This window comes from Halomonas maura (genome assembly GCF_030409305.1).
In the GTDB taxonomy this organism is placed as follows: Bacteria; Pseudomonadota; Gammaproteobacteria; order Pseudomonadales; family Halomonadaceae; genus Halomonas; species Halomonas maura.
Genome location: NZ_JAUFPQ010000013.1, coordinates 21,081 through 40,426 on the forward strand (window position 1 = coordinate 21,081; position 19,346 = coordinate 40,426).

General features: G+C 70.3%; 17 protein-coding genes. 7 read left to right on the plus strand and 10 right to left on the minus strand.

Annotation, left to right across the window (positions count from 1 at the left end):
• Positions 1 to 54 precede the first annotated feature (54 nt).
• Complete coding sequence (locus QWY76_RS06955) at positions 55 to 990, plus strand: AEC family transporter (RefSeq protein WP_290310388.1); 936 nt, start codon at positions 55 to 57, stop codon at positions 988 to 990.
• 4 nt (positions 991 to 994) lie between these two features.
• On the opposite strand, the gene QWY76_RS06960 is transcribed toward QWY76_RS06955, so the two are convergent.
• Together QWY76_RS06960 and QWY76_RS06965 are read right to left on the minus strand one after the other, a co-directional pair.
• On the minus strand, positions 995 to 2,236 hold the full coding sequence (locus tag QWY76_RS06960; protein ID WP_290310389.1) for a cation:proton antiporter: 1,242 nt from the start codon (positions 2,234 to 2,236) through the stop codon (positions 995 to 997).
• A 112-nt stretch (positions 2,237 to 2,348) separates the two neighbouring features.
• Positions 2,349 to 3,011: a glutathione S-transferase family protein gene (locus QWY76_RS06965; RefSeq protein WP_290310390.1), complete on the minus strand. Its 663-nt coding sequence runs from the start codon at positions 3,009 to 3,011 to the stop codon at positions 2,349 to 2,351.
• 234 nt (positions 3,012 to 3,245) lie between these two features.
• Between QWY76_RS06965 and QWY76_RS06970 the strand changes: the two genes are divergently transcribed.
• Together QWY76_RS06970 and QWY76_RS06975 are read left to right on the plus strand one after the other, a co-directional pair.
• Positions 3,246 to 3,617 carry a DUF6152 family protein gene (locus tag QWY76_RS06970; RefSeq protein ID WP_290310391.1) on the plus strand — a complete coding sequence of 124 codons (372 nt, stop codon included), beginning with the start codon at positions 3,246 to 3,248 and terminating at the stop codon, positions 3,615 to 3,617.
• Positions 3,618 to 3,638: 21 nt separating this feature from the next.
• Positions 3,639 to 4,103 (plus strand): hypothetical protein, encoded by a 465-nt coding sequence (locus QWY76_RS06975; RefSeq protein WP_290310392.1) that lies wholly within the window; start codon positions 3,639 to 3,641, stop codon positions 4,101 to 4,103.
• Positions 4,104 to 4,122: 19 nt separating this feature from the next.
• Here the strand turns inward: QWY76_RS06975 and QWY76_RS06980 are convergent, their stop codons facing one another.
• The 5 genes from QWY76_RS06980 to metK form a co-directional block, all read right to left on the minus strand.
• Entirely contained in the window at positions 4,123 to 4,950 is an 828-nt protein-coding gene (locus QWY76_RS06980) for a UDP-2,3-diacylglucosamine diphosphatase (protein ID WP_290310393.1), read from the minus strand.
• Between the two features lie 84 nt (positions 4,951 to 5,034).
• Positions 5,035 to 6,210, minus strand: a complete 1,176-nt coding sequence (locus QWY76_RS06985) for a GGDEF domain-containing protein (protein ID WP_290310394.1) — start codon at positions 6,208 to 6,210, stop codon at positions 5,035 to 5,037.
• 48 nt (positions 6,211 to 6,258) lie between these two features.
• The gene (ahcY, locus tag QWY76_RS06990; RefSeq protein WP_290310395.1) at positions 6,259 to 7,668 is read right to left on the minus strand and encodes an adenosylhomocysteinase; all 1,410 of its coding nucleotides are present in this window, start codon (positions 7,666 to 7,668) and stop codon (positions 6,259 to 6,261) included.
• Between the two features lie 71 nt (positions 7,669 to 7,739).
• Positions 7,740 to 9,422 carry an NAD-dependent DNA ligase LigB gene (gene ligB / locus QWY76_RS06995; RefSeq protein WP_290310396.1) on the minus strand — a complete coding sequence of 561 codons (1,683 nt, stop codon included), beginning with the start codon at positions 9,420 to 9,422 and terminating at the stop codon, positions 7,740 to 7,742.
• A gap of 100 nt (positions 9,423 to 9,522) precedes the next feature.
• A complete protein-coding gene (gene metK, locus QWY76_RS07000; RefSeq protein ID WP_290310397.1) occupies positions 9,523 to 10,743 on the minus strand; it encodes a methionine adenosyltransferase in 1,221 nt (406 codons plus the stop codon).
• Positions 10,744 to 11,281: 538 nt separating this feature from the next.
• On the opposite strand from metK, the gene tkt reads away from it, so the two are divergent.
• Positions 11,282 to 13,285: a transketolase gene (gene tkt, locus QWY76_RS07005; RefSeq protein ID WP_290310398.1), complete on the plus strand. Its 2,004-nt coding sequence runs from the start codon at positions 11,282 to 11,284 to the stop codon at positions 13,283 to 13,285.
• A 295-nt stretch (positions 13,286 to 13,580) separates the two neighbouring features.
• Here the strand turns inward: tkt and QWY76_RS07010 are convergent, their stop codons facing one another.
• The 3 genes from QWY76_RS07010 to QWY76_RS07020 form a co-directional block, all read right to left on the minus strand.
• Positions 13,581 to 14,633 (minus strand): class I fructose-bisphosphate aldolase, encoded by a 1,053-nt coding sequence (locus QWY76_RS07010; RefSeq protein WP_290310399.1) that lies wholly within the window; start codon positions 14,631 to 14,633, stop codon positions 13,581 to 13,583.
• A 255-nt stretch (positions 14,634 to 14,888) separates the two neighbouring features.
• Positions 14,889 to 15,281 (minus strand): Hsp20/alpha crystallin family protein, encoded by a 393-nt coding sequence (locus tag QWY76_RS07015; RefSeq protein ID WP_290310400.1) that lies wholly within the window; start codon positions 15,279 to 15,281, stop codon positions 14,889 to 14,891.
• A gap of 37 nt (positions 15,282 to 15,318) precedes the next feature.
• On the minus strand, positions 15,319 to 15,780 hold the full coding sequence (locus QWY76_RS07020; protein WP_290310401.1) for an Hsp20/alpha crystallin family protein: 462 nt from the start codon (positions 15,778 to 15,780) through the stop codon (positions 15,319 to 15,321).
• Positions 15,781 to 15,963: 183 nt separating this feature from the next.
• Here QWY76_RS07020 and QWY76_RS07025 point away from each other — a divergent pair, with 183 nt between their 5' ends.
• From QWY76_RS07025 to fba, 3 genes are all read left to right on the plus strand, one after another.
• Positions 15,964 to 16,998: a type I glyceraldehyde-3-phosphate dehydrogenase gene (locus QWY76_RS07025; RefSeq protein WP_290310402.1), complete on the plus strand. Its 1,035-nt coding sequence runs from the start codon at positions 15,964 to 15,966 to the stop codon at positions 16,996 to 16,998.
• 37 nt (positions 16,999 to 17,035) lie between these two features.
• The gene (locus QWY76_RS07030; RefSeq protein ID WP_290310403.1) at positions 17,036 to 18,199 is read left to right on the plus strand and encodes a phosphoglycerate kinase; all 1,164 of its coding nucleotides are present in this window, start codon (positions 17,036 to 17,038) and stop codon (positions 18,197 to 18,199) included.
• A 78-nt stretch (positions 18,200 to 18,277) separates the two neighbouring features.
• Complete coding sequence (fba, locus tag QWY76_RS07035; RefSeq protein ID WP_290310404.1) at positions 18,278 to 19,342, plus strand: class II fructose-bisphosphate aldolase; 1,065 nt, start codon at positions 18,278 to 18,280, stop codon at positions 19,340 to 19,342.
• The last annotated feature ends 4 nt before the right edge of the window (positions 19,343 to 19,346 follow it).

The following is a 19,346-nucleotide window of genomic DNA, read 5'->3' on the forward strand; positions in this document are numbered from 1 at the left end:
GCCCGGGGGGGAGCCAGGCAAGATAGGGACCCTGTCTCCACATGGACGTGATGCATGAGCCTCGATCCCTCCACCCTGATGGGTCCGCTGTGGACGCTGCTGGCCTTCGTCGGCCTGGGCTGGCTGGCCGCCCGCCACCTGGCGGTGGACCCCCGCCCCATCGCCACCCTGCTGATCTACCTGATCGCGCCGCTGACCTTCTTCCGCGGCCTGACCCAGGGCGGCCCCACGCCGGCCTACCTGCTGATCACCGGGGCCCTGTTCGTCGCGGCCAGCCTGGTCGCCCTGCTGGTCAGCCGCCTGGCCCGCCGCGCCCTGCCCGGCGAGGAGAGCGCCGTGCTGGCCTTCTCGGCGGGTACCGGCAACACCGGCTACTTCGGCCTGCCGGTGGCGCTGGTGCTGCTGCCGCCCTCGGGGGTGACCCTCTACCTGTTCGCGGTGCTGGGGGTGACCCTCTACGAGTTCACCCTGGGCTTCTACCTGAGCGCCCGGGGACGCTTCTCGGTGCGCCAGAGCCTCGCCAAGATCCTGCGCCTGCCGATGATCTACGCCTTCCTGGCGGCGCTGCTGGTCGAGGGCGCCGGGCTCTCGGTGCCGGCGGCGGTCATGGAGGGCCTCGCGGTCTTCCCGGCCACCTATACCCTGCTCGGCATGATGATCATCGGCATGACGCTGGGCCGGGTGAGCGTACGGGAATTCGATCTGCGCTTTATCGGCGCCTGCGTGGCGGTGCGCTACGGGCTCTGGCCGCTGCTGGCACTGGGGGTCGTGCTGGGGCTGCAGGCCACCCTGGGGCTCTCGCCGGAGCTCGCCATGGCGCTCTTGCTGATCGGCGTGGTGCCGATGGCCGCCAACGTGGTGGTGGTGGCCATGGAGCTCGGCATCGCCCCCGAGAAGGGCGCGCTGGCGGTACTGCTCACCACCCTGGCGGCGCCGCTGCTGATCCCGCTCTACCTGACGGGCCTCGCCGGCCTGGCGGGCCTGGGCTGAATCGCTAGCGGGCCTCGCGCGCCACCAGCCGGGCCACCAGCCGGCCGATGGTCAGGCCCTGGACGAGGATCGAGAACAGCACGATCAGGTAGGTGATGGTCAGCAGCACATCCCGCGCCTCGCCACTGGGGATGGCCAGCGCCAGGGCCACCGAGATGCCCCCGCGCAGGCCACCCCAGGTGAGGATCCGCGCCGAGCCCCGGCGAAAGCCCAGCGTCTCGCGCAGCAGCACCACCGGCAGCCCGATGGTCACCAGGCGCACGCCGAGCAGCACCGGGATCAGCCCGGCGGCCACCCACAGCTGCCACCCGGCGAACGGGATCAGCAGCACCTCGAGGCCGAGCAGCACGAACAGCAGGGTGTTGAGCAACTCGTCGATCAGCTCCCAGAAGGCATCGAGCTGCGCCCGGGTGGTCTCCGACATGGCGCTCTGGCGGGCCTTGTTGCCGACCAGCAGGCCGGCGACCACCATGGCGATGGGACCGGACACGTGCAGCTGCAGGGCCAGCGCATAGCCGCCCAGCACCAGGGCCAGGGAGACCAGCACCTCGATGCGGTACTCGTCGATGCTGCGCATCAGCGCATAGCCCACCGCCCCCACCGCCAGGCCCAGGGCGATGCCGCCGCCGGCCTCCTGCAGGAACAGCGTCCCGGCATGGCCCAGGGTGAGCGCCTCGCTGCCCGCGGCGGCGCCCAGCAGCAGGGTGAAGACCACCACGGCCACCCCGTCGTTGAACAGCGACTCGCCGACGATGCGCAGCTCCAGGTCCACCGGCGCCCCGGCCTTGCGCAGGATACCCAGCACGGCGATGGGATCGGTGGGCGAGATCAGGGCGCCGAACACCAGGCAGTACAGCCAGGACAGCTCGACCCCGGCGAGGCGCAGCAGGCCGTAGGTCGCCGCGCCGATGGCCAGCGTCGAGATCACCACCCCCAGGGTGGCCAGGAAGCCGATCGACCAGCGGTAACGCCGCAGTCGGTCCAGGTCGATGTGCAGGGCGCCGGCGAACAGCAGCAGCGACAGCAGGCCCTCCATGACCAGCTCGTTGAAGTCGAAGCGCGCCACCCAGTCGGCGGCTCGGTCCTCGAGCCCCGGCAGGCCCAGCCAGGCCAGCCCCTGCAGCCCCCAGGACAGCACCAGGGCGATGGCCATCACCCCGATGGTGGTGGGCAGGCGGATGAAGCGCTGATTGAGCCAGGCCAGCAGCGCGGTGAGGGAGACGATGATCGCGACCAGATTCAGCATGGGCCATCCTTGTGCCAGGCATCGGGGCCACCGCGGCGAGGCCGGCAGGGGGCGGTGTTCCCACTGTAGGCCACGCCCGGGGTGCCCGCCGAGAGCGCAGGCGACCCGACGACTAGGAGGCGCGGCCCAGGTCCGGCGCCACCAGCACCCGGGCGGCCGCGGGGCGCGCCCGCAGCCGCTGCGTGTAGGCCACCAGCCGCGGGGTCTCGGCGAGGAAGGCCTCGGCGGCGGGCAGGCCCAGCAGGTAGTCGAGCATCGGCGCGGCGATGGCGTCGGCGATGCTGAAGGCCTCGCCCACCAGGTAGTCGCCGTGGGCCAGTTGCCCCTCGAGCAGACCCAGCAGGCGCGCCACTTCCGGCTGGGCCGCGGCGACCGCCTCCTGGCGCACGGCGCCCCCCTCGCCCCTGGGAAAGACGAACTCCAGCAGGTAGCGACGTACCAGGGCCTGGTCCACGTAGAGGGCGAGGAGCCCGGTCCACTGGTCGACCTGGGCCCGCGCCCAGGGATCCTCGGGTTGCAGCAGGGGCCCCTCGAAGGCGGCGTCGAGGTAGCGGCAGATGCTCGGCGTCTCGATCAGGCGCCGCTCACCGTGGAGCAGGATTGGCAACTTGCCGAAGGGGTGCAGGGCATAGTGCTCGGGGGAGTGCAGGCCGAGGGGCCGGCCGTCGACCTCGGCGCCCAGGGTGTAGGGAATGCCCTTCTCCTCGCAGCACAGCTGGACACTGCGCACGAAGGAGCTGAACTGGGGGCCGACGATATGCACGGAAGCGGTCATGTGAAGAAACCTTTCGCGGAGGGAGAATGGCAGGCGAGGCCGCCACACCCTATGTTCTAGAACCTCTGGCGAGGTCCTGCCATGCCGGCGCGCCTGGAAGCGGCGCCGACGGAAGCGCATCGCATGGCGGCAGGCGGCAACACCGAGCGATGGCCGGCGGCAGCCGGGCCGCAGGCAGGCTATGGTTAACCTGTCCGCCCGCCGGCACATTCCCCCCGAACGGAGGATCCCGCCATGCTGCGACGCCCCACCAGTCTCGGCCTGCTCCTGGCCCTGCTGATCTCCCTCTCGCTTCCCGCCCAGGCTCATCATGGCTGGGCCTGGGCAGAGGACGAGCCCATCACGCTGAGCGGCACCATCACCGCGGTTCGCCTGGGCAACCCGCATGGCGACCTGACCCTGGACGTGGACGGCACCGCCTGGACGGTGGAAGTCGGCCAGCCCTGGCGCAACCGCCGCGCCGGCCTCGAGCCCGGGGACCTGGCCGAGGGCATCGAGATCCGGGTGCTGGGCGCGCCCTCGCGCGACGCCGACGAGAAGCGGCTCAAGGCCGTGCAGGTGTGGATCGACGGCGAGGCCTTCCCTCTCTACCCGGACCGCCTGTGAGGCGCTGCCCCTCGACGCTGAATGGATAGTCTGGTCACCCTGCTCTCGGAGACGCCACTGGCCGAGTGGATGCGACTGTCGCGCTGGGGTTATGCCGGCATCAACACCCTGCATGTGCTGGGCATCGCCCTGCTGGTCGGCGCGATCCTGCCGCTGGACCTGCGCCTGATGGGCCGGCGTCCCGAGCTGCCGCTGGTCGATGCGGCCCGGCTACTGCAGCCGGTGGCCGTCCTGGGCCTCGTCCTGGCGCTGGCCACCGGCGCCCTGCTGTTCCTCGCCGCGCCCGGCGACTATCTGGCGATGCCACTGTTCCTGGCCAAGCTGACCCTGATCGCCGTGGCCGTCGGCAATGCCCTGTGGCTGAATCTGGGCCCGGGACTGGCCCGCGCCACGCGCCACCGGCGCTGGCTGGCCGGTGGCGCCTCGCTGCTGCTGTGGCTGGCGGTGCTGATCTGCGGCCGGCTGCTGGCCTTCGTCGCAGAATGAGGCCGCCGGGCGCGGGGCGTCAGGAGGCGCGACCGGCGGCGGCGATGGGCAAGACCGCCCCCTCGGAAACGGACGACGCCGCCATGACGGGCTCCCGCTCGATGACCTCGCCGCGCCAGTCGATCAGCTGCAGCCGACCGTCGGGCGTCTCCAGCAGGGCCGTGCAGTGCTCCACCCAGTCGCCGTCGTTGCAGTAGAGCACGCCGTCCCGGGCACGGAACCCGGCCTTGTGGATGTGCCCGCCGACGTAGCCGTCGAGCCCCTCCCGGGCCGCCTGGTGCAAGGCCGCCTGCTCGAACTGGGCGACATAGCGCTGGGCCGCGCCGACGCGGCGCTTGAGCGCGCTGGCCAGCGACCAGTAGGGCAGGCCCAGCAGGCCGCGGGTACGGTTGCACCAGCGGTTGAGCGCCAGCACGAACTGGTGCATGCCGTCGCCCAGGGTCAGCAGCCAGGGGGCGATGCGTACATGGGTATCGAATTCGTCGCCATGGCTGACCAGCAGGCGACGGCCATCGGCGGTGGTATGGATCATGCGCCGCTCGATACAGACCCGATGGACGCGCAGCCCACACAGCCGCCGCAGGGCGGCGTCGTGATTGCCGGGGATGTAGATGATCTCGCAGCCCCCCCGGGCCAGGCGCAGCAGCCGGGCGGCCAGGCGCTGCTGGGCCGGCGGCAGCACCGCCCGCTTGCGCATGGCGATCAGGTCGACGATGTCGCCGACCAGGTAGAGGCGCTCGGGACGCACGCGGCGCAGCAGGCTCGCCAGCAGTTCGGCCTGGCAATCCCGGGTGCCCAGGTGGACATCGGAAACGAAGAGGGTACGGGCGGTGGGCGGGGTCGGCATGAGCGGTCTCCTCGGCAGGCCCGACCAGCCTGGCGCACCGCGGTGACGCCGACGTGGCGGTCGTGTGTCACTGGCGTGACAGGGCTAATCGTCCCGGCGCCGGGCGCGTTGGAGCGCCTCGTCGGAGGCGCGAGTCTGTCGCCGGCTGTGCCGCTTGCAGCTGTACATGGCGCTGTCGGCCCGCTGGATGAGCATATCCATGTCCGCCACGCCTTCCTGCCAGGGCCGGTAGGTGGCCGCGCCGACGCTGACCGTGGCCACCAGCTCCGGGTCGCTCTCGAGCCGCGCCGACTCCAGCGCCGCCGAGAGGCGACGCGCCCGCTCGCCGGCCTCGTCCGCATCCGCGTCGGGCATGATCATCAGGAACTCGTCGCCGCCCAGGCGGCAGGCCAGCTCGCCGTTGCGCAGCTGACCGGCGATGGCCCGGGCCACGTGGCAGATCAGCCGGTCGCCGCTGGCATGCCCGCGGCTGTCGTTGACGGCCTTGAGACGGTCGATGTCCACCAGCAGCACGGACAGCGGCCAGCGCCTGCGGTAGCAGCCGTCGAGGTTCTCGCGCAGGAAGGTCATCCCCCAGCGGCGGTTGGCCAGCCCGGTCATGGCATCGAAGTTGGCCAGGTAGGTCAGCTCCTGCTGCTGGGCCGCCAGCTCCTCGTTGGCGGCGGTCAGCTCGGCGTTGCGTTCCCGCAGCGCATGGCTCAGGGCGGCGGTGCGATGGAAGATGCCATAGCGCACATGGGAGAGCAGCGGCGAGATCAGCCAGCCGATCAGCAGGAAGACGCCGCCCAGGCGCAGCAGCTCGGCCAGGGTGAAGGGGCTCCACAGCACGAAGCACAGGCCATAGGCCAGCAGCATCACGCCGTTGTGCACCAGCATGCAGCGCGGGCGCCACACGGACACCACCGGCAGCAGGATGAACATGGCCACGGCCAGGCTCTGGTTCCAGAAGAAGAACGTGAAGGGCTCCGAGACCTGGGCGGCCCCCCAGGCCAGGAACAGCGCGGCGCCGAGGGCCGCCACCAGCAGCACCCGCTCGCTGTGCATGGGCCGGCGATGCTGCCAGGCCAGGCACATCGCCAACAATCCCACCACCAGCAGCCGGCCGACCCACAGGACCGGCCAGCGCTCGGGGACCATCCAGTAGTCGAAGGGCAGGTAGCAGAGCAGGCCGATGATCCCGCAGGCCATCACGGCGGCATTCAGGCGCGCCTGCTGCTCGCACTCCTCCGCCGAGGGCCTTGCCTGCCGGTCTGTCGGCACGAATTCCTCCCGGGGCGGGCGCTGGCCCGCCCCTGAGGCCGGCTGGGGTCAGTAGCGATAGCCATCGGGCTTGTAGGGCCCCTCCACCGGCACGCCGGTATACTCGGATTGAGCCTCGCTCATGCGGGTGATGACCCCGCCGAAGCCCTCGACCATGTAGCGGGCCACCTCCTCGTCCAGGTGCCTGGGCAGCACGCTGACCCCCAGGGACTCGCGTCGCTCGGCCGCGGAGCGCTCGGCGAAGCGGCCCGCGTAGAGATGGATCTGCGCCAGCACCTGGTTGGCGAAGGAGCCGTCCATGACCCGCGAGGGGTGGCCGGTGGCATTGCCGAGGTTCACCAGCCGGCCCTCGGAGAGCAGGATCAGGTAGTCGCGGCTGTCGGGGTCGTAGTCCCCCGGCTCGCTGTCCCGGTAGACCTTGTGCACCTGGGGCTTCACCTCCTCCCAGTGCCACTGGCGGCGCATGTGGGCGGTGTCGATCTCGCTGTCGAAGTGGCCGATGTTGCAGACCACGGCCCCCTTCTTGAGCGACTCGAGCATGGCGGCGTCGCAGGCATCGATGTTGCCGGTGGCGGTGACCACCAGGTCGATCCGCGAGAGCAGCTCACGGTCGATGCTCTCCGCGCCGGCATTGAGGCCGTCGCGGTAGGGCGAGACCACCTCGAAGCCGTCCATGCAGGCCTGCATGGCACAGATCGGGTCGATCTCGGCGATCCGCACGATCATGCCCTCCTGGCGCAGCGAGGCCGCCGAGCCCTTGCCCACGTCGCCGTAGCCCATCAGCAGCGCCTGCTTGCCGGCCAGCAGGTGATCGACGCCGCGCTTGATGGCGTCGTTCAGCGAGTGGCGGCAACCGTACTTGTTATCGTTCTTGGACTTGGTCACCGCGTCGTTGACGTTGATCGCCGGCACCCGCAGGGAACCCTCCCGCCACATCTCCAGCAGGCGGTGCACGCCGGTGGTGGTCTCCTCGCTGATGCCGTGGACGGCGTCGAGCAGCTCCGGACGCTTGTCGTGCAGCAGCGCCGTGAGGTCGCCGCCGTCGTCGAGCACCAGGTTCGGCACCCAGCCCTCCGGCCCTTCCACCGTCTGGCCGATGCACCACCAGAACTCCTCCTCGCTCTCGCCCTTCCAGGCGAAGACCGGGATGCCGGCCGCGGCGATGGCCGCGGCGGCATGATCCTGGGTGGAGAAGATGTTGCACGAGGACCAGCGTACCGAGGCGCCGAGATCGATCAGCGTCTCGATCAACACCGCGGTCTGGATGGTCATGTGGATGCAGCCGGCGATCCGCGCCCCGGCGAGGGGCTGGGCGGCATGGTACTTCTCGCGGATCGCCATCAGGGCCGGCATCTCGGTCTCGGCGATGCGGATCTCGCGACGGCCCCAGTCGGCCAGGGCGATATCGGCGACCTTGTAGTCCGTGGCGGTCGGCGCGGACACGACAGGCTGGTTCATGCGTCACCTCTTTCCCGGGGAAAAACGTGACCTTCACTATAGGAGGCGGCGGGAACAGCGGACAACCAACGCTAGAAGCCGTCGATCCCCGCCGCCGCCAGGCGCCGCGCCAGGCGCGTGACCTCGGGATCAGCGAAGAAGCCATGGAGGGCCTCCGCCCGGACGGGCCCCACGCCGGCCAGGGCCCGCCATTCGTCCTCGCTGCGCCCCGCCAACGCCGTCCATTCCGCCGACTCCCCCGCATCCCAGCCGGGCGGCGCGCCCAGCGCCTCGAGCCAGGCGGCGAAGGACCGCCGGCGTGCCGCGGTGAAGACCGCCGACAGCCGCGCCGACCGCAGCTCGCCGATGCCTTCCGCGCGGCGCAGCGCGTCGGGGGACAACGCCAGCCAGTCGAGCAAGCCTCCCACCAGCCCGGCCTCGACCAGGGCACGCCAGGTGCCGGCCCCCAGCCCCGGTAGGTCGAGGGCCTCGGGACCGGCCAGCCATGCCAGGCGCGCGAGGAACTGCTGCTCGCAGCCCGGCGTCGGGTGCCAGCAGCTCAGGTCGTGGTAGGCGGCAGGATCCGGTGGCGACACGGCGGGGCGTTCGGCGGCCCGCCAGGCCACGCCGTCGAGGCGCGGGATGGTGGCACCGGCCAGGGCGATGACCACTCGGTCGCCGGGGCGGATATCGAGTCGCGCCCAGCGTTCCAGCGAGCCGGCTGAGACCCGGCGGATGGTGCGGCCGTCGAGATCGACCGGCCGCAGCTGCAGCAGCGGCGTGATGCGCCCGGTGCGGCCGATGCGGAAGTCCACGCCGCGCACCGCCGCCAGCGCCTCCCGGGACGGATACTTCCAGGCGGCCGCCCAGTCCGGCGGCTCAGGCCGCCAGTCACGACCCGGCGGGCGGCGGCCCCGCTTGAGCACCACCCCATCGGTGGCGAAGGGCAGCGGACCGCGGTACCAGGCCTCGCGCCAGCGGTCGGCCGTGGCCGGGCCCTCGACCGGCCGGGTCCAGCGAGCGGTGTCGGCAAAGCCCAGGGTGGCGAGTCCCGCCAGGCGGTCCGGCATGCTCGCCGGCCCGTCGGGCCAGCCCCACACGAAGAGCCCGACCTCGCCGGCCAGGCTCGCGTCGAGGCGCTCCCGCGCCAGCCAGCCTGCCACCGTGCTGCGCGCCCCGACGCCACCGCGCTCGGCCTGCACATGGCCGTCCAGGCGCCGGTACAGCTCGCCCTGCAGCACCACCCTGGCCGGCGCCCCGGCCGGCAGCCGTCCGGGCACCGCGGGAAGGCGCCGGGCGCGAGCCGTCCAGTCCTGGCCCGACCGGCCGTCGCCGCGGCTGATGGCGCGAGTGAGCCGGCCCCGCTCGTAGACCAGGGTCACCGCCACGCCATCCACCTTGGGCTGGATCCAGGCCGGCCCGTGGCGGGCCAGCCAGGCGCGCACCGCGTCACGGTCCGCGAGCTTGGCCAGCCCCGTCTGCGCCACCGGATGCGCCTGCTCGCCGGCCGGGCCGGTCGTGGCGGGTGGGGAGGCGGGAGCCTGGGCGGGGAAGCAGTGCCGCCAGGTGTCGAGACGCTCGACGGCCTGGTCATAGACGGCGTCGCTCACCGGCGAGCGGCCGTCGCGGCGATAGGCCGTGTTCCAGGCCTCGAGGCGGGCATGCAGGGCGTCGAGCTCGCCCCCGGCGCGAGCCGACGACCAGTCCGGGCAGTCGTCGGCCGACGCGGGGGCCGCGAGCAGCCAGACGCACACCAGGAGCAGCAGGCGGGCCATGGCGAGGCCTCTCGAGAGGGACTTGCCTCGACCCTAGACGAGGGCCCCGCACGGCGCTGCCGGCGGGGCCCTCAATCGACGTGCGAGATCACCGACAGGTTCAGAGGCCGGCGGCGTCGCGCAGCGCCTGGGCGCGGTCGGTCTGCTCCCAGGGGAAGGCGGTGAAGGTCTCGGTGTGCTGCTCGCCCTGGGTGTCGGTCCAGGTATAGCTGGTCTCGAAGGGCTCGCGACCGAAATGGCCATAGGCCGCGGTCAGCCGATACATGGGATGCAGCAGGTCGAGCATGCGGGTGATGGCATTGGGCCGCAGGTCGAAGTGCTCGCGCACCAGCTCGACGATGCGTTCGTCGCTGATTCGGCCGGTGCCGAAGGTGTTCACCGACACCGAGGTCGGCTCGGCCACGCCGATGGCGTAGGAGACCTGGATCTCGCAGCGCTCGGCCAGGCCGGCGGCGACGATGTTCTTGGCCACGTAGCGACCGGCATAGGCGGCGCTGCGGTCGACCTTGGAGGGGTCCTTGCCGGAGAAGGCGCCGCCGCCGTGGCGGGCCATGCCACCATAGGTGTCGACGATGATCTTGCGCCCGGTCAGGCCGCAGTCGCCCACCGGGCCACCGATCACGAACTTGCCGGTGGGATTGATGTGGTACTGGGTCGTCTCGGAGAGCCACTCGGCGGGGATCACCTGCTCGATGATCTCGCGCTTGACCATCTTGCGCAGCTCGTCCTGATCGATATCCGGATCGTGCTGGGTCGACAGCACCACCGCGTCCACGCCGCAGGGCTTGCCGTGCTCGTCGTAGCGGAAGGTCAGCTGGCTCTTGGCGTCCGGGCGCAGCCAGGGCAGCAGGCCGTGCTTGCGCAGCTCGGCCTGGCGCTCCACCAGGCGGTGGGCATAGTGGACCGGCGCCGGCATGTAGGAGTCGGTCTCGTCGGTGGCGTAGCCGAACATCAGGCCCTGGTCGCCGGCCCCCTGGTCCTCGGGCTTGGTGCGGTCGACCCCCTGGGCGATATCGACGCTCTGCTTGCCGATCAGGTTGAGCACGCCGCAGGTCTCGCCGTCGAAGCCGACATCCGAGGAGGTATAGCCGATGTCCAGGATCACTCGGCGCACCAGGTCCTCCAGGTCGACCCAGGCCGAGGTGGTGATCTCGCCGGCGACGATGGCCACTCCGGTCTTGACCAGCGTCTCGCAGGCCACCCGGGCGTTCTTGTCGCGGGCGATGATGGCGTCGAGCACCGCATCGGAGATCTGGTCGGCGATCTTGTCCGGGTGTCCCTCGGACACGGACTCGGAGGTGAACAGGGAGTATTCGCTCATGGCGTCCTCGACCCTCTACATGGTGGGATGACGGCGTCTGGGCTCGAAGCCAGGATAACGGTGTGGCGCCGCCGCGGGACAGCGGCGCATCGCGCCGGAGGCCCGGGCGGACCGGCTGGGGGCGGATTCTACACCCTCGCCGCGGTGCTTCCTAGCAGCCTGCCGGGCTTGACCGAGCGTCGCGAGGATCACGGCTTTCGAGACAATTTTATCGATCGAACGAGGCGAATAGCGCGCTGTTTAACGAATCCGATCGAATGAAAGTGGCCGACAGCCCGGGATTCGCCGTCGCTCGGCGTACAGTCCGACGGGCGGCTACCGACGGCGCCACGCCGGACGGCGCGTCCCGCGCGGCTGCTGCCGGGATGCTCGACCACCGCACCGTTTGAAGGCCGGGCCCATCTCGGCGACAATAAGCGACCGACTTTGACCGCGCCGCCCGCGTCTCGCGGCGCATCCCAGCCAGAATCCACGTCCGGCCACCCCCTGGCCCGACCGTGTCATTGCTACTATTGCCGCAGGCGAGGAGCTGACCCCCATGCCGTCCCGTTTCGAACTGGCCAATGCCATTCGCGCCCTGTCCATGGATGCCGTCCAGAAGGCCAACTCCGGCCATCCCGGCGCCCCGATGGGCATGGCCGACATCGCCGAGGTACTGTGGAACGACTATCTGCAGCACAACCCGGCCGACCCGCACTGGCCCGACCGCGACCGCTTCGTGCTGTCCAACGGCCACGGCTCCATGCTGCTCTACTCGCTGCTGCATCTGTCCGGCTACGAACTCGGCCTGGAGGAGCTGCAGAACTTCCGCCAGCTCCATGCCAAGACCGCCGGCCACCCGGAATACGGCTACGCCCCGGGCATCGAGACCACCACCGGCCCGCTGGGCCAGGGCCTGGCCAACGCCGTGGGCATGGCCATCGCCGAGCGCACCCTGGCCGCCCAGTTCAACCGTGACGGCCATACCATCGTCGACCACTACACCTACTGCTTCCTCGGCGACGGCTGCCTGATGGAGGGCATCTCCCACGAGGTGTGCTCGCTGGCCGGCACCCAGGGCCTGGGCAAGCTGATCGCCTTCTACGACGACAACGGCATCTCCATCGACGGCGAGGTCGAGGGCTGGTTCACCGACGACACCGCCAAGCGCTTCGAGGCCTACGGCTGGCACGTGGTGCCCGCCGTCGACGGCCACAAGCCCGACGAGGTCAAGGCCGCCATCGAGCTGGCGCGCCACCACGACGACAGGCCCAGCCTGATCATCTGCAAGACCATCATCGGCTTCGGCGCGCCCAACAAGCAGGGCAAGGAAGAGTGCCACGGTGCGGCGCTGGGAGAGGACGAGGTCGCCGCGGCCCGCGCGCGGCTCGACTGGCCCCACGCGCCCTTCCATGTGCCCGAGGAGATCTACCGGGGCTGGGATGCCACCGAGGCCGGCCAGTCCCGCCAAGCCGCCTGGCAGGCGCGCTTCGAGCGCTACGCCGCGGCCCACCCGGAACTGGCCCGGGAGTTCAGCCGCCGCATCAAGGGCGAGCTGCCGACCGAGCTGAGCAGCGAGGCGCTGATCGAGCAGGCCCAGGACAAGGGCGAGGCCGTGGCCTCCCGCAAGGCCTCGCTGGGCTGCCTCAACGCCCTGGGTCCGCAGCTGCCCGAGCTGCTCGGCGGCAGCGCCGACCTGGCGCCGTCCAACCTGACCTTCTGGAAAGGCGCCCAGGCGATCTCCGCCCAGGAGCCGGGCGGCAACTACCTGCACTACGGCGTGCGCGAGTTCGGCATGGCGGCGATCATCAACGGCATCGCCCTGCATGGCGGCTTCGTGCCCTACGGCGCGACCTTCCTGATCTTCATGGAGTACATGCGCAACGCCGTGCGCATGGCCGCGCTGATGGGCGTGCGGGCGATCCACGTGTTCACCCACGACTCCATCGGCCTCGGCGAGGACGGCCCCACCCACCAGCCGGTGGAGCAGCTGACCACCCTGCGCTCCACGCCGAACCTCTCCACCTGGCGGCCCTGCGACGCCGTGGAGACCGCCGCGGCCTGGGACGCCGCCATCAAGCGCCAGTCCGGCCCGACCGCCCTGGTGCTGTCCCGCCAGGGGCTGCCCCACCAGGCCCGCGACAAGCAGCAGGTGGCCGAGATCCAGCGCGGCGGCTACGTGCTGAAGGACGGCGCGGACACCCCCGAGCTGATCATCATCGCCACCGGCTCCGAGGTCGCCCTGGCCATGGACGCCGCCGCCGAACTCGAGGCCCAGGGCCGGGCGGTGCGGGTGGTCTCCATGCCGTCCAGCGACGTCTTCGACGCCCAGGACGCCGAGTACCGCCAGCGGGTGCTGCCGGCGGAAGTCGGTAACCGCATCGCCATCGAGGCCGGCCACCGCGACTTCTGGTACAAGTACGTGGGCCTCGAGGGCCGCATCCTCGGCATGAGCACCTTCGGCGAATCCGCCCCGGCCGGCGACCTGTTCAAGTACTTCGGCTTCACCGTGGAGAACCTGCTGGCCGAGGCCGAGCAGCTGCTGGAGGATGCCGACGACTGATCGCGGCGTCACGGCACATGACAAAAGGGCACGGCGTCGGCCGTGCCCTTTTCGTTGGGGCCCGCAATGTCAGGCCCTATCTGATCTGAAAAGTATCGATCTATGTCGCGAGCGAAGAGAGGTTGGCCGACGCCGGAGCACAGCATCCGGAGTTGACTGGCTGGTCAATGAGGATTGCGACGGTTCGACGCCTCGACACCGCCGGCGGCCAAGAGGGCTAGGTTCGTTCCCTACGAACCAACGCACTTCCCACCTCCCTGTGGGTCGTCAAGCGCAGCAATAGAGCGACCTTTTCTCAGGCGAGGGTGATGGACTCGTCCAGATACACGTCCTGGATGGCGTTGAGCAGCTCGACGCCGTCGGCCATGGACTTCTGGAAGGCCTTGCGCCCGGAGATCAGCCCCATGCCGCCGGCGCGCTTGTTGATCACCGCGGTGCGCACCGCCTGGCCCAGGTCGCTGGCCCCGCCCGAGGCGCCGCCGGAGTTGATCAGCCCGGCGCGGCCCATGTAGCTGCTCGCCACCTGGTAGCGCGCCAGGTCGATGGGATGGGACGAGGTCAGCTCGTCGTAGACCCTGTCATGGGTGTGGCCGAAGCCGATGTCCCGGTAGCCGGCGTTGGTCTCGGCCATCTTCTGCTTGACGATGTCGGCCTTGAGGGTCGCCGCCAGGTGGATGGCCTGGCCGGTGAGGTCGGCGGCGGTGTGGTAGTCGCGGCCCTCGCGCTTGAACTCGGGGTTGCGCAGGTATGCCCAGAGCACCGTGACCATGCCCAGCTGGTGGGCGCGCTCGAAGGCCTCGCTGATCTCGGTGATCTGGCGGCGGCTCTCCGGCGAGCCGAAGTAGATGGTGGCCCCCACCGCCACGCAGCCCATCTCGAAGGCCTGCTCGACCTGGGCGAACAGCGTCTGGTCGTAGGCCGCCGGATAGGTCAGCGTCTCGTTGTGGTTGAGCTTGAGCAGCATGGGGATCTTGTGGGCATACTGCCGAGCCACCGAGGCCAGGCCGCCCAGGGTCGAGGCCACGGCGTTGCAGCCGCCCTCGATGGCCAGCTCGACGATGTTGGCCGGATCGAAGTAGATCGGATTGGGCGCGAAGGACGCCCCGGCGGAGTGCTCGATGCCCTGGTCCACCGGGAGGATGCTGAGGTAACCGGTGCCGCCCAGCCGGCCGTGGTCGAACAGGGCCTGCATGTTGCGCAGCACATGGGGCTGACGGTCGCTGTGGGCCATCACCCGGTCGATGTAGTCCGGGCCCGGCGCGTGGATCGACGCGGCCGGAATGCCCCGGCACTCGTGGGTCAGCAGGCTTTCCGTCTCGTTGCCGAGCAGCTGCGCTATATCGGTCATCGCTCCCTCTCTCCTTGATGGTTGACTGGCGGGTGATCGATGCTACCCCTCTAGCCTAGAGCAAGCGGCGGCCGCCGACAGCCCTTCGGCAGGGCAAAATCGCCGCGGGCTGGCCCGAGCCGAATCAGACTTGTCGTCGCGATCTCCCGCCACCGGGCCGGAACCGCGCGAGGGGCACACGGCGCGGTCCCGGCCCGGCAAAGGGCGATGCCCCCGAGAAACGCCCCCGGAGACGGGGGCGGGAAAGGTGCCGGCTCAGGCCGTCTTGATATCGATGCGCCGCCGGCGGTGGGTCTCCTTCTTGGGCAGCACCAGCCGCAGCACGCCGTTGTCGATGTGCGCCTGGATAGCGTCCACCTCGATCTCGTGGCTCAGGGTGAAGCGCCGCGCGAAGCGCTGGGCGCGCACCTCGGCGTAGAGGGGCGTGAGCCCCTCGGGCATCGCCAGGGCCACCTCGCCCTCGAGGGTCAGCACGTTGTCGTTGACCTCGAGGGTCAGGGTGTCGCGCTGCACGCCGGGCATGTCGGCGACCAGGTGCAGGGCATTGTCCTCCTCGAAGATGTCCACCGCGGGCAGCATCGCCTCACGGTGGCGCTCGCGCTGCTCGGCGACCTCGCGGGAGGCCGCTTGCTTGGCTACCTCTTTCATGACGACTCACCTCCTGTCAGGGATGCGACGCCGGGCGTCACGACGCCTGGATGTCGATGCGGCGCGGCTTGAGCTCCTCGCGCTTGGGCAGCACCACCTCGCAGATGCCGTCGTGGAAGCGCGCCTCGGCGCGGTCGGGGTCGAGGCCCTCCGGCAGGGCCAGGGAACGGCTGAACGCGCCCTGCGGTCGCTCGCGGCGAAAGTGGCTGCGCTGGCTCGATGCCTCATCCTCGGCCGGCGTCTCGCGGCGTTCGCCGCTGACGGTCAGCACATTGTCCTGCAGGCTGATGTCCAGCGCCTCGGGCGTCAGCCCGGGGGCGAACACATAGACCCGCACCGCGTCGTCGGTGCGTCCCACGTTGATCATCGGGAAGCTGCCCCGGGGCACCGAACGGATATCGGCGACGCCGGGCTCGGGCCACATCTCGTCGAACAAGCGCCGGAACCAGTCCGTGCCGGGCGCCCAATCGGTATCGAACCGCCTGAGATCTCCGAACATCTCGAACACCTCCTGATCACCTGCTGTGGATGATGTCGCGAGGGCGTGAACCACCGCCCTTCACTAGCAGAGATAGGTGCGCGCGGGCGGTTTTCAAGGGGCCGGGGCGGCCGCGACGACGGCCGCGAATTGCGGTAGAATCGGCGGTTTGTGTGCCACGCTTCAGGAGTCCCCGGCAACGTCATGGCCCTCCGCATCGCCATCAACGGTTACGGCCGCATCGGCCAGTGCGTGCTGCGTGCGCTCGTCGAGCGCGACGAGCCGGAACTCGAGGTGGTGGCCATCAACGAGCTGTCGGGACTGGACACCATCGCCTACCTGACCCGCTACGACACCACCCATGGCCGCTTCCCCGGCCACGTCGAGGTGGACGGCGAGCACCTGGTGATCGACGGTCGGGCCATCCGCGTGCTCAGCGAAGCCGATCCCGAGCGACTGCCCTGGGCCGCGCTCGGCATCGACCTGGTGCTGGAGTGCTCCGGCAGCTTCAAGGATCGCGCCACCGCCGAGCGCCACCTGGCCGCCGGCGCCGGCCGCCTGCTGTTCTCCCAGCCGGCCGAGAGCGACGTCGACGCCACCATCGTCACCGGCATCAACGACGCCGACCTGGCCCCGGGCTGCCGCATCGTCTCCGCGGCCTCCTGCACCACCAACTGCCTGGTGCCGGTGCTCACCGTGCTCGACGAGGTGCTGGGCATCGAGCATGGGGTGACCACCACCATCCATTCGGCGATGAACGACCAGCCGGTGATCGACTCCTATCACCAGACCGACCTGCGCCTGACCCGCTCCGCCATGCACTCCATCGTGCCGGTGGATACCGGCCTGGCGCGAGGCATCGACCGCCTGATGCCGCACCTCCACGGGCGCTTCGAGTGCCTGCACGTGCGGGTACCGACCATCAACGTCTCGGCCATGGACCTGTCGCTGTGCGTGCGTACCGAGACCTCGGCCGAGGCGGTCAATGCCCTGCTGCGCGAGGCCACCCGGAACCGGCTGGCCGGCCTGCTGGGCTTCACCGAGGAGCCCATGGCCTCGGTCGACTTCAACCACGATCCGCGCTCCGGTATCGTGGACGCCACCCAGACGCGGGTGGCCGGCGGCCGACTGATCAAGCTGATGTGCTGGTTCGACAACGAATGGGGCTTCGCCAACCGCATGCTCGATGTCGCCGACCGCATCGCCAGGCTGGGCCCGGTGCCCCCCGCCGACTCGTGACTTCCCTTCGGTTTTCCCAGACGAGGAACCTGCTTCCATGAACGTGCGCAAGATGACCGACCTCGACCTCCGCGGCAAGCGGGTGCTGATCCGCGAGGACCTCAACGTGCCCGTCAAGCACGGCCGGGTGACCAGCGACGCCCGCCTGCGGGCCTGTCTGCCGACCATCAACGCCGCCCTGGAGGCCGGCGCCGAGGTGCTGCTGATGAGCCACCTGGGTCGCCCCACCGAGGGAGAGCCGGCCGAGGAATTCTCGCTGGCCCCGGTGGCCGACCACCTGGGCGGCCTGCTCGAGCGCCGGGTGCGGCTGGTCAAGGACTACCTGGGCCAGGAGCTGGCCCTCGAGGACGGCGAGGTCGCCCTGCTCGAGAACGTGCGCTTCAACGCCGGCGAGAAGAAGGACGACGAGACCCTGGCCCGGCAGTACGCCGCGTTGTGCGACGTCTTCGTGATGGACGCCTTCGGCACCGCCCACCGCGCCCAGGCCTCCACCCACGGCGTGGCGCGCTTCGCCCCCGCCGCCTGTGCCGGTCCGCTGCTCGCCCGCGAGCTCGAGGCGCTGGAGAAGGCACTGGCCACGCCCAAGCGGCCGATGACCGCCATCGTCGGCGGCTCCAAGGTCTCCACCAAGCTCGAGGTGCTCACCGCGCTGTCCGAGAAGTGTGACCGGCTGATCGTCGGCGGCGGTATCGCCAACACCTTCATCGCCGCGGCGGGCTACAACGTCGGCAAGTCGCTGCACGAGGCCGACCTGATCGACCAGGCCAAGGCACTGATGGCCAAGGTCGAGATTCCGCTGCCCAGCGACGTGGTGGTGGCCACCGAGTTCTCCGAGAACGCCACCGCCGTGACCAAGCCCGTCGACCAGGTGCAGGATGACGAGATGATCCTCGACATCGGCCCCGAGACCGCCGGGCGCCTGGCCGAGCAGCTCAAGGCCGCCGGCACCATCCTGTGGAACGGCCCGGTGGGCGTGTTCGAGATCGACCAGTTCGGCAAGGGCACCGAGGCGCTGTCGCTGGCCATCGCCGAGAGCGACGGCTTCTCCATCGCCGGCGGCGGCGACACCCTGGCGGCCATCGACAAGTACGGCATCGCCGACCGGGTCTCCTACATCTCCACCGGTGGCGGCGCCTTCCTCGAGTACGTGGAAGGCAAGACCCTGCCGGCCGTGGCGGCCCTGGAAGCGGCGGCCCGCTAACCCCCCTTTTCCCTACCCAACGAGACAGGACGCGGCGGCGTACCCGCCGCGTCCCTCCACGCACGACAAGGTGACTTCATGGCACTGATCAGCATGCGCCAACTGCTGGACCACGCCGCCGAGCACGGCTACGGCGTCCCGGCCTTCAACGTCAACAACCTCGAGCAGATGCGCGCCATCATGGAAGCCGCCGACGAGACCGACTCCCCGGTGATCGTCCAGGCCTCCGCCGGGGCCCGCAAGTATGCCGGCGCGCCCTTCCTGCGCCACCTGATCCTGGCCGCCGTCGAGGAGTTCCCGCACATCCCGGTGGTCATGCACCAGGACCACGGCACCAGCCCCGCGGTGTGCCAGCGCTCCATCCAGCTGGGCTTCTCCTCGGTGATGATGGACGGCTCGCTCATGGCAGACGGCAAGACCCCCGCCGATTATGACTACAACGTCGACGTCACCCGGCGCACCGTCGAGATGGCCCATGCCTGCGGCGTCTCCGTCGAGGGTGAGCTGGGCTGCCTGGGCAGCCTGGAGACCGGCATGGCCGGCGAGGAAGACGGCGTGGGCGCCGAGGGCAAGCTCGACCACGACCAGCTGCTGACCGACCCGGAAGAGGCCGCCGACTTCGTCAAGGCCACCGGCGTGGACGCCCTGGCCATCGCCATCGGCACCAGCCACGGCGCCTACAAGTTCACCCAGCCGCCCACCGGCGACACCCTCTCCATCCAGCGCATCAAGGAGATCCACGAGCGCATCCCGGAGACCCACCTGGTGATGCACGGCTCCTCCTCGGTGCCCCAGGAGTGGCTGGAGATCATCAACGAGTTCGGCGGCGCCATCCCCGAGACCTACGGCGTGCCGGTCGAGGAGATCGTCGAGGGCATCAGGCACGGCGTGCGCAAGGTCAACATCGACACCGACCTGCGCCTGGCCTCCACCGGCGCGGTGCGTCGCTTCCTGGCCCAGAACCCGGCCGAGTTCGACCCGCGCAAGTTCCTCAAGGTCAGCACCGCGGCCATGAAGGAGGTCTGCAAGGCCCGCTACGAGGCCTTCGGCACCGCCGGCCAGGCCAGCAAGATCAAGCCGCTCAACCTCGAGGAGATGTTCCTGCGCTACGAGCGCGGCGAACTGGACCCGCGCGTCAAGTAAGCGC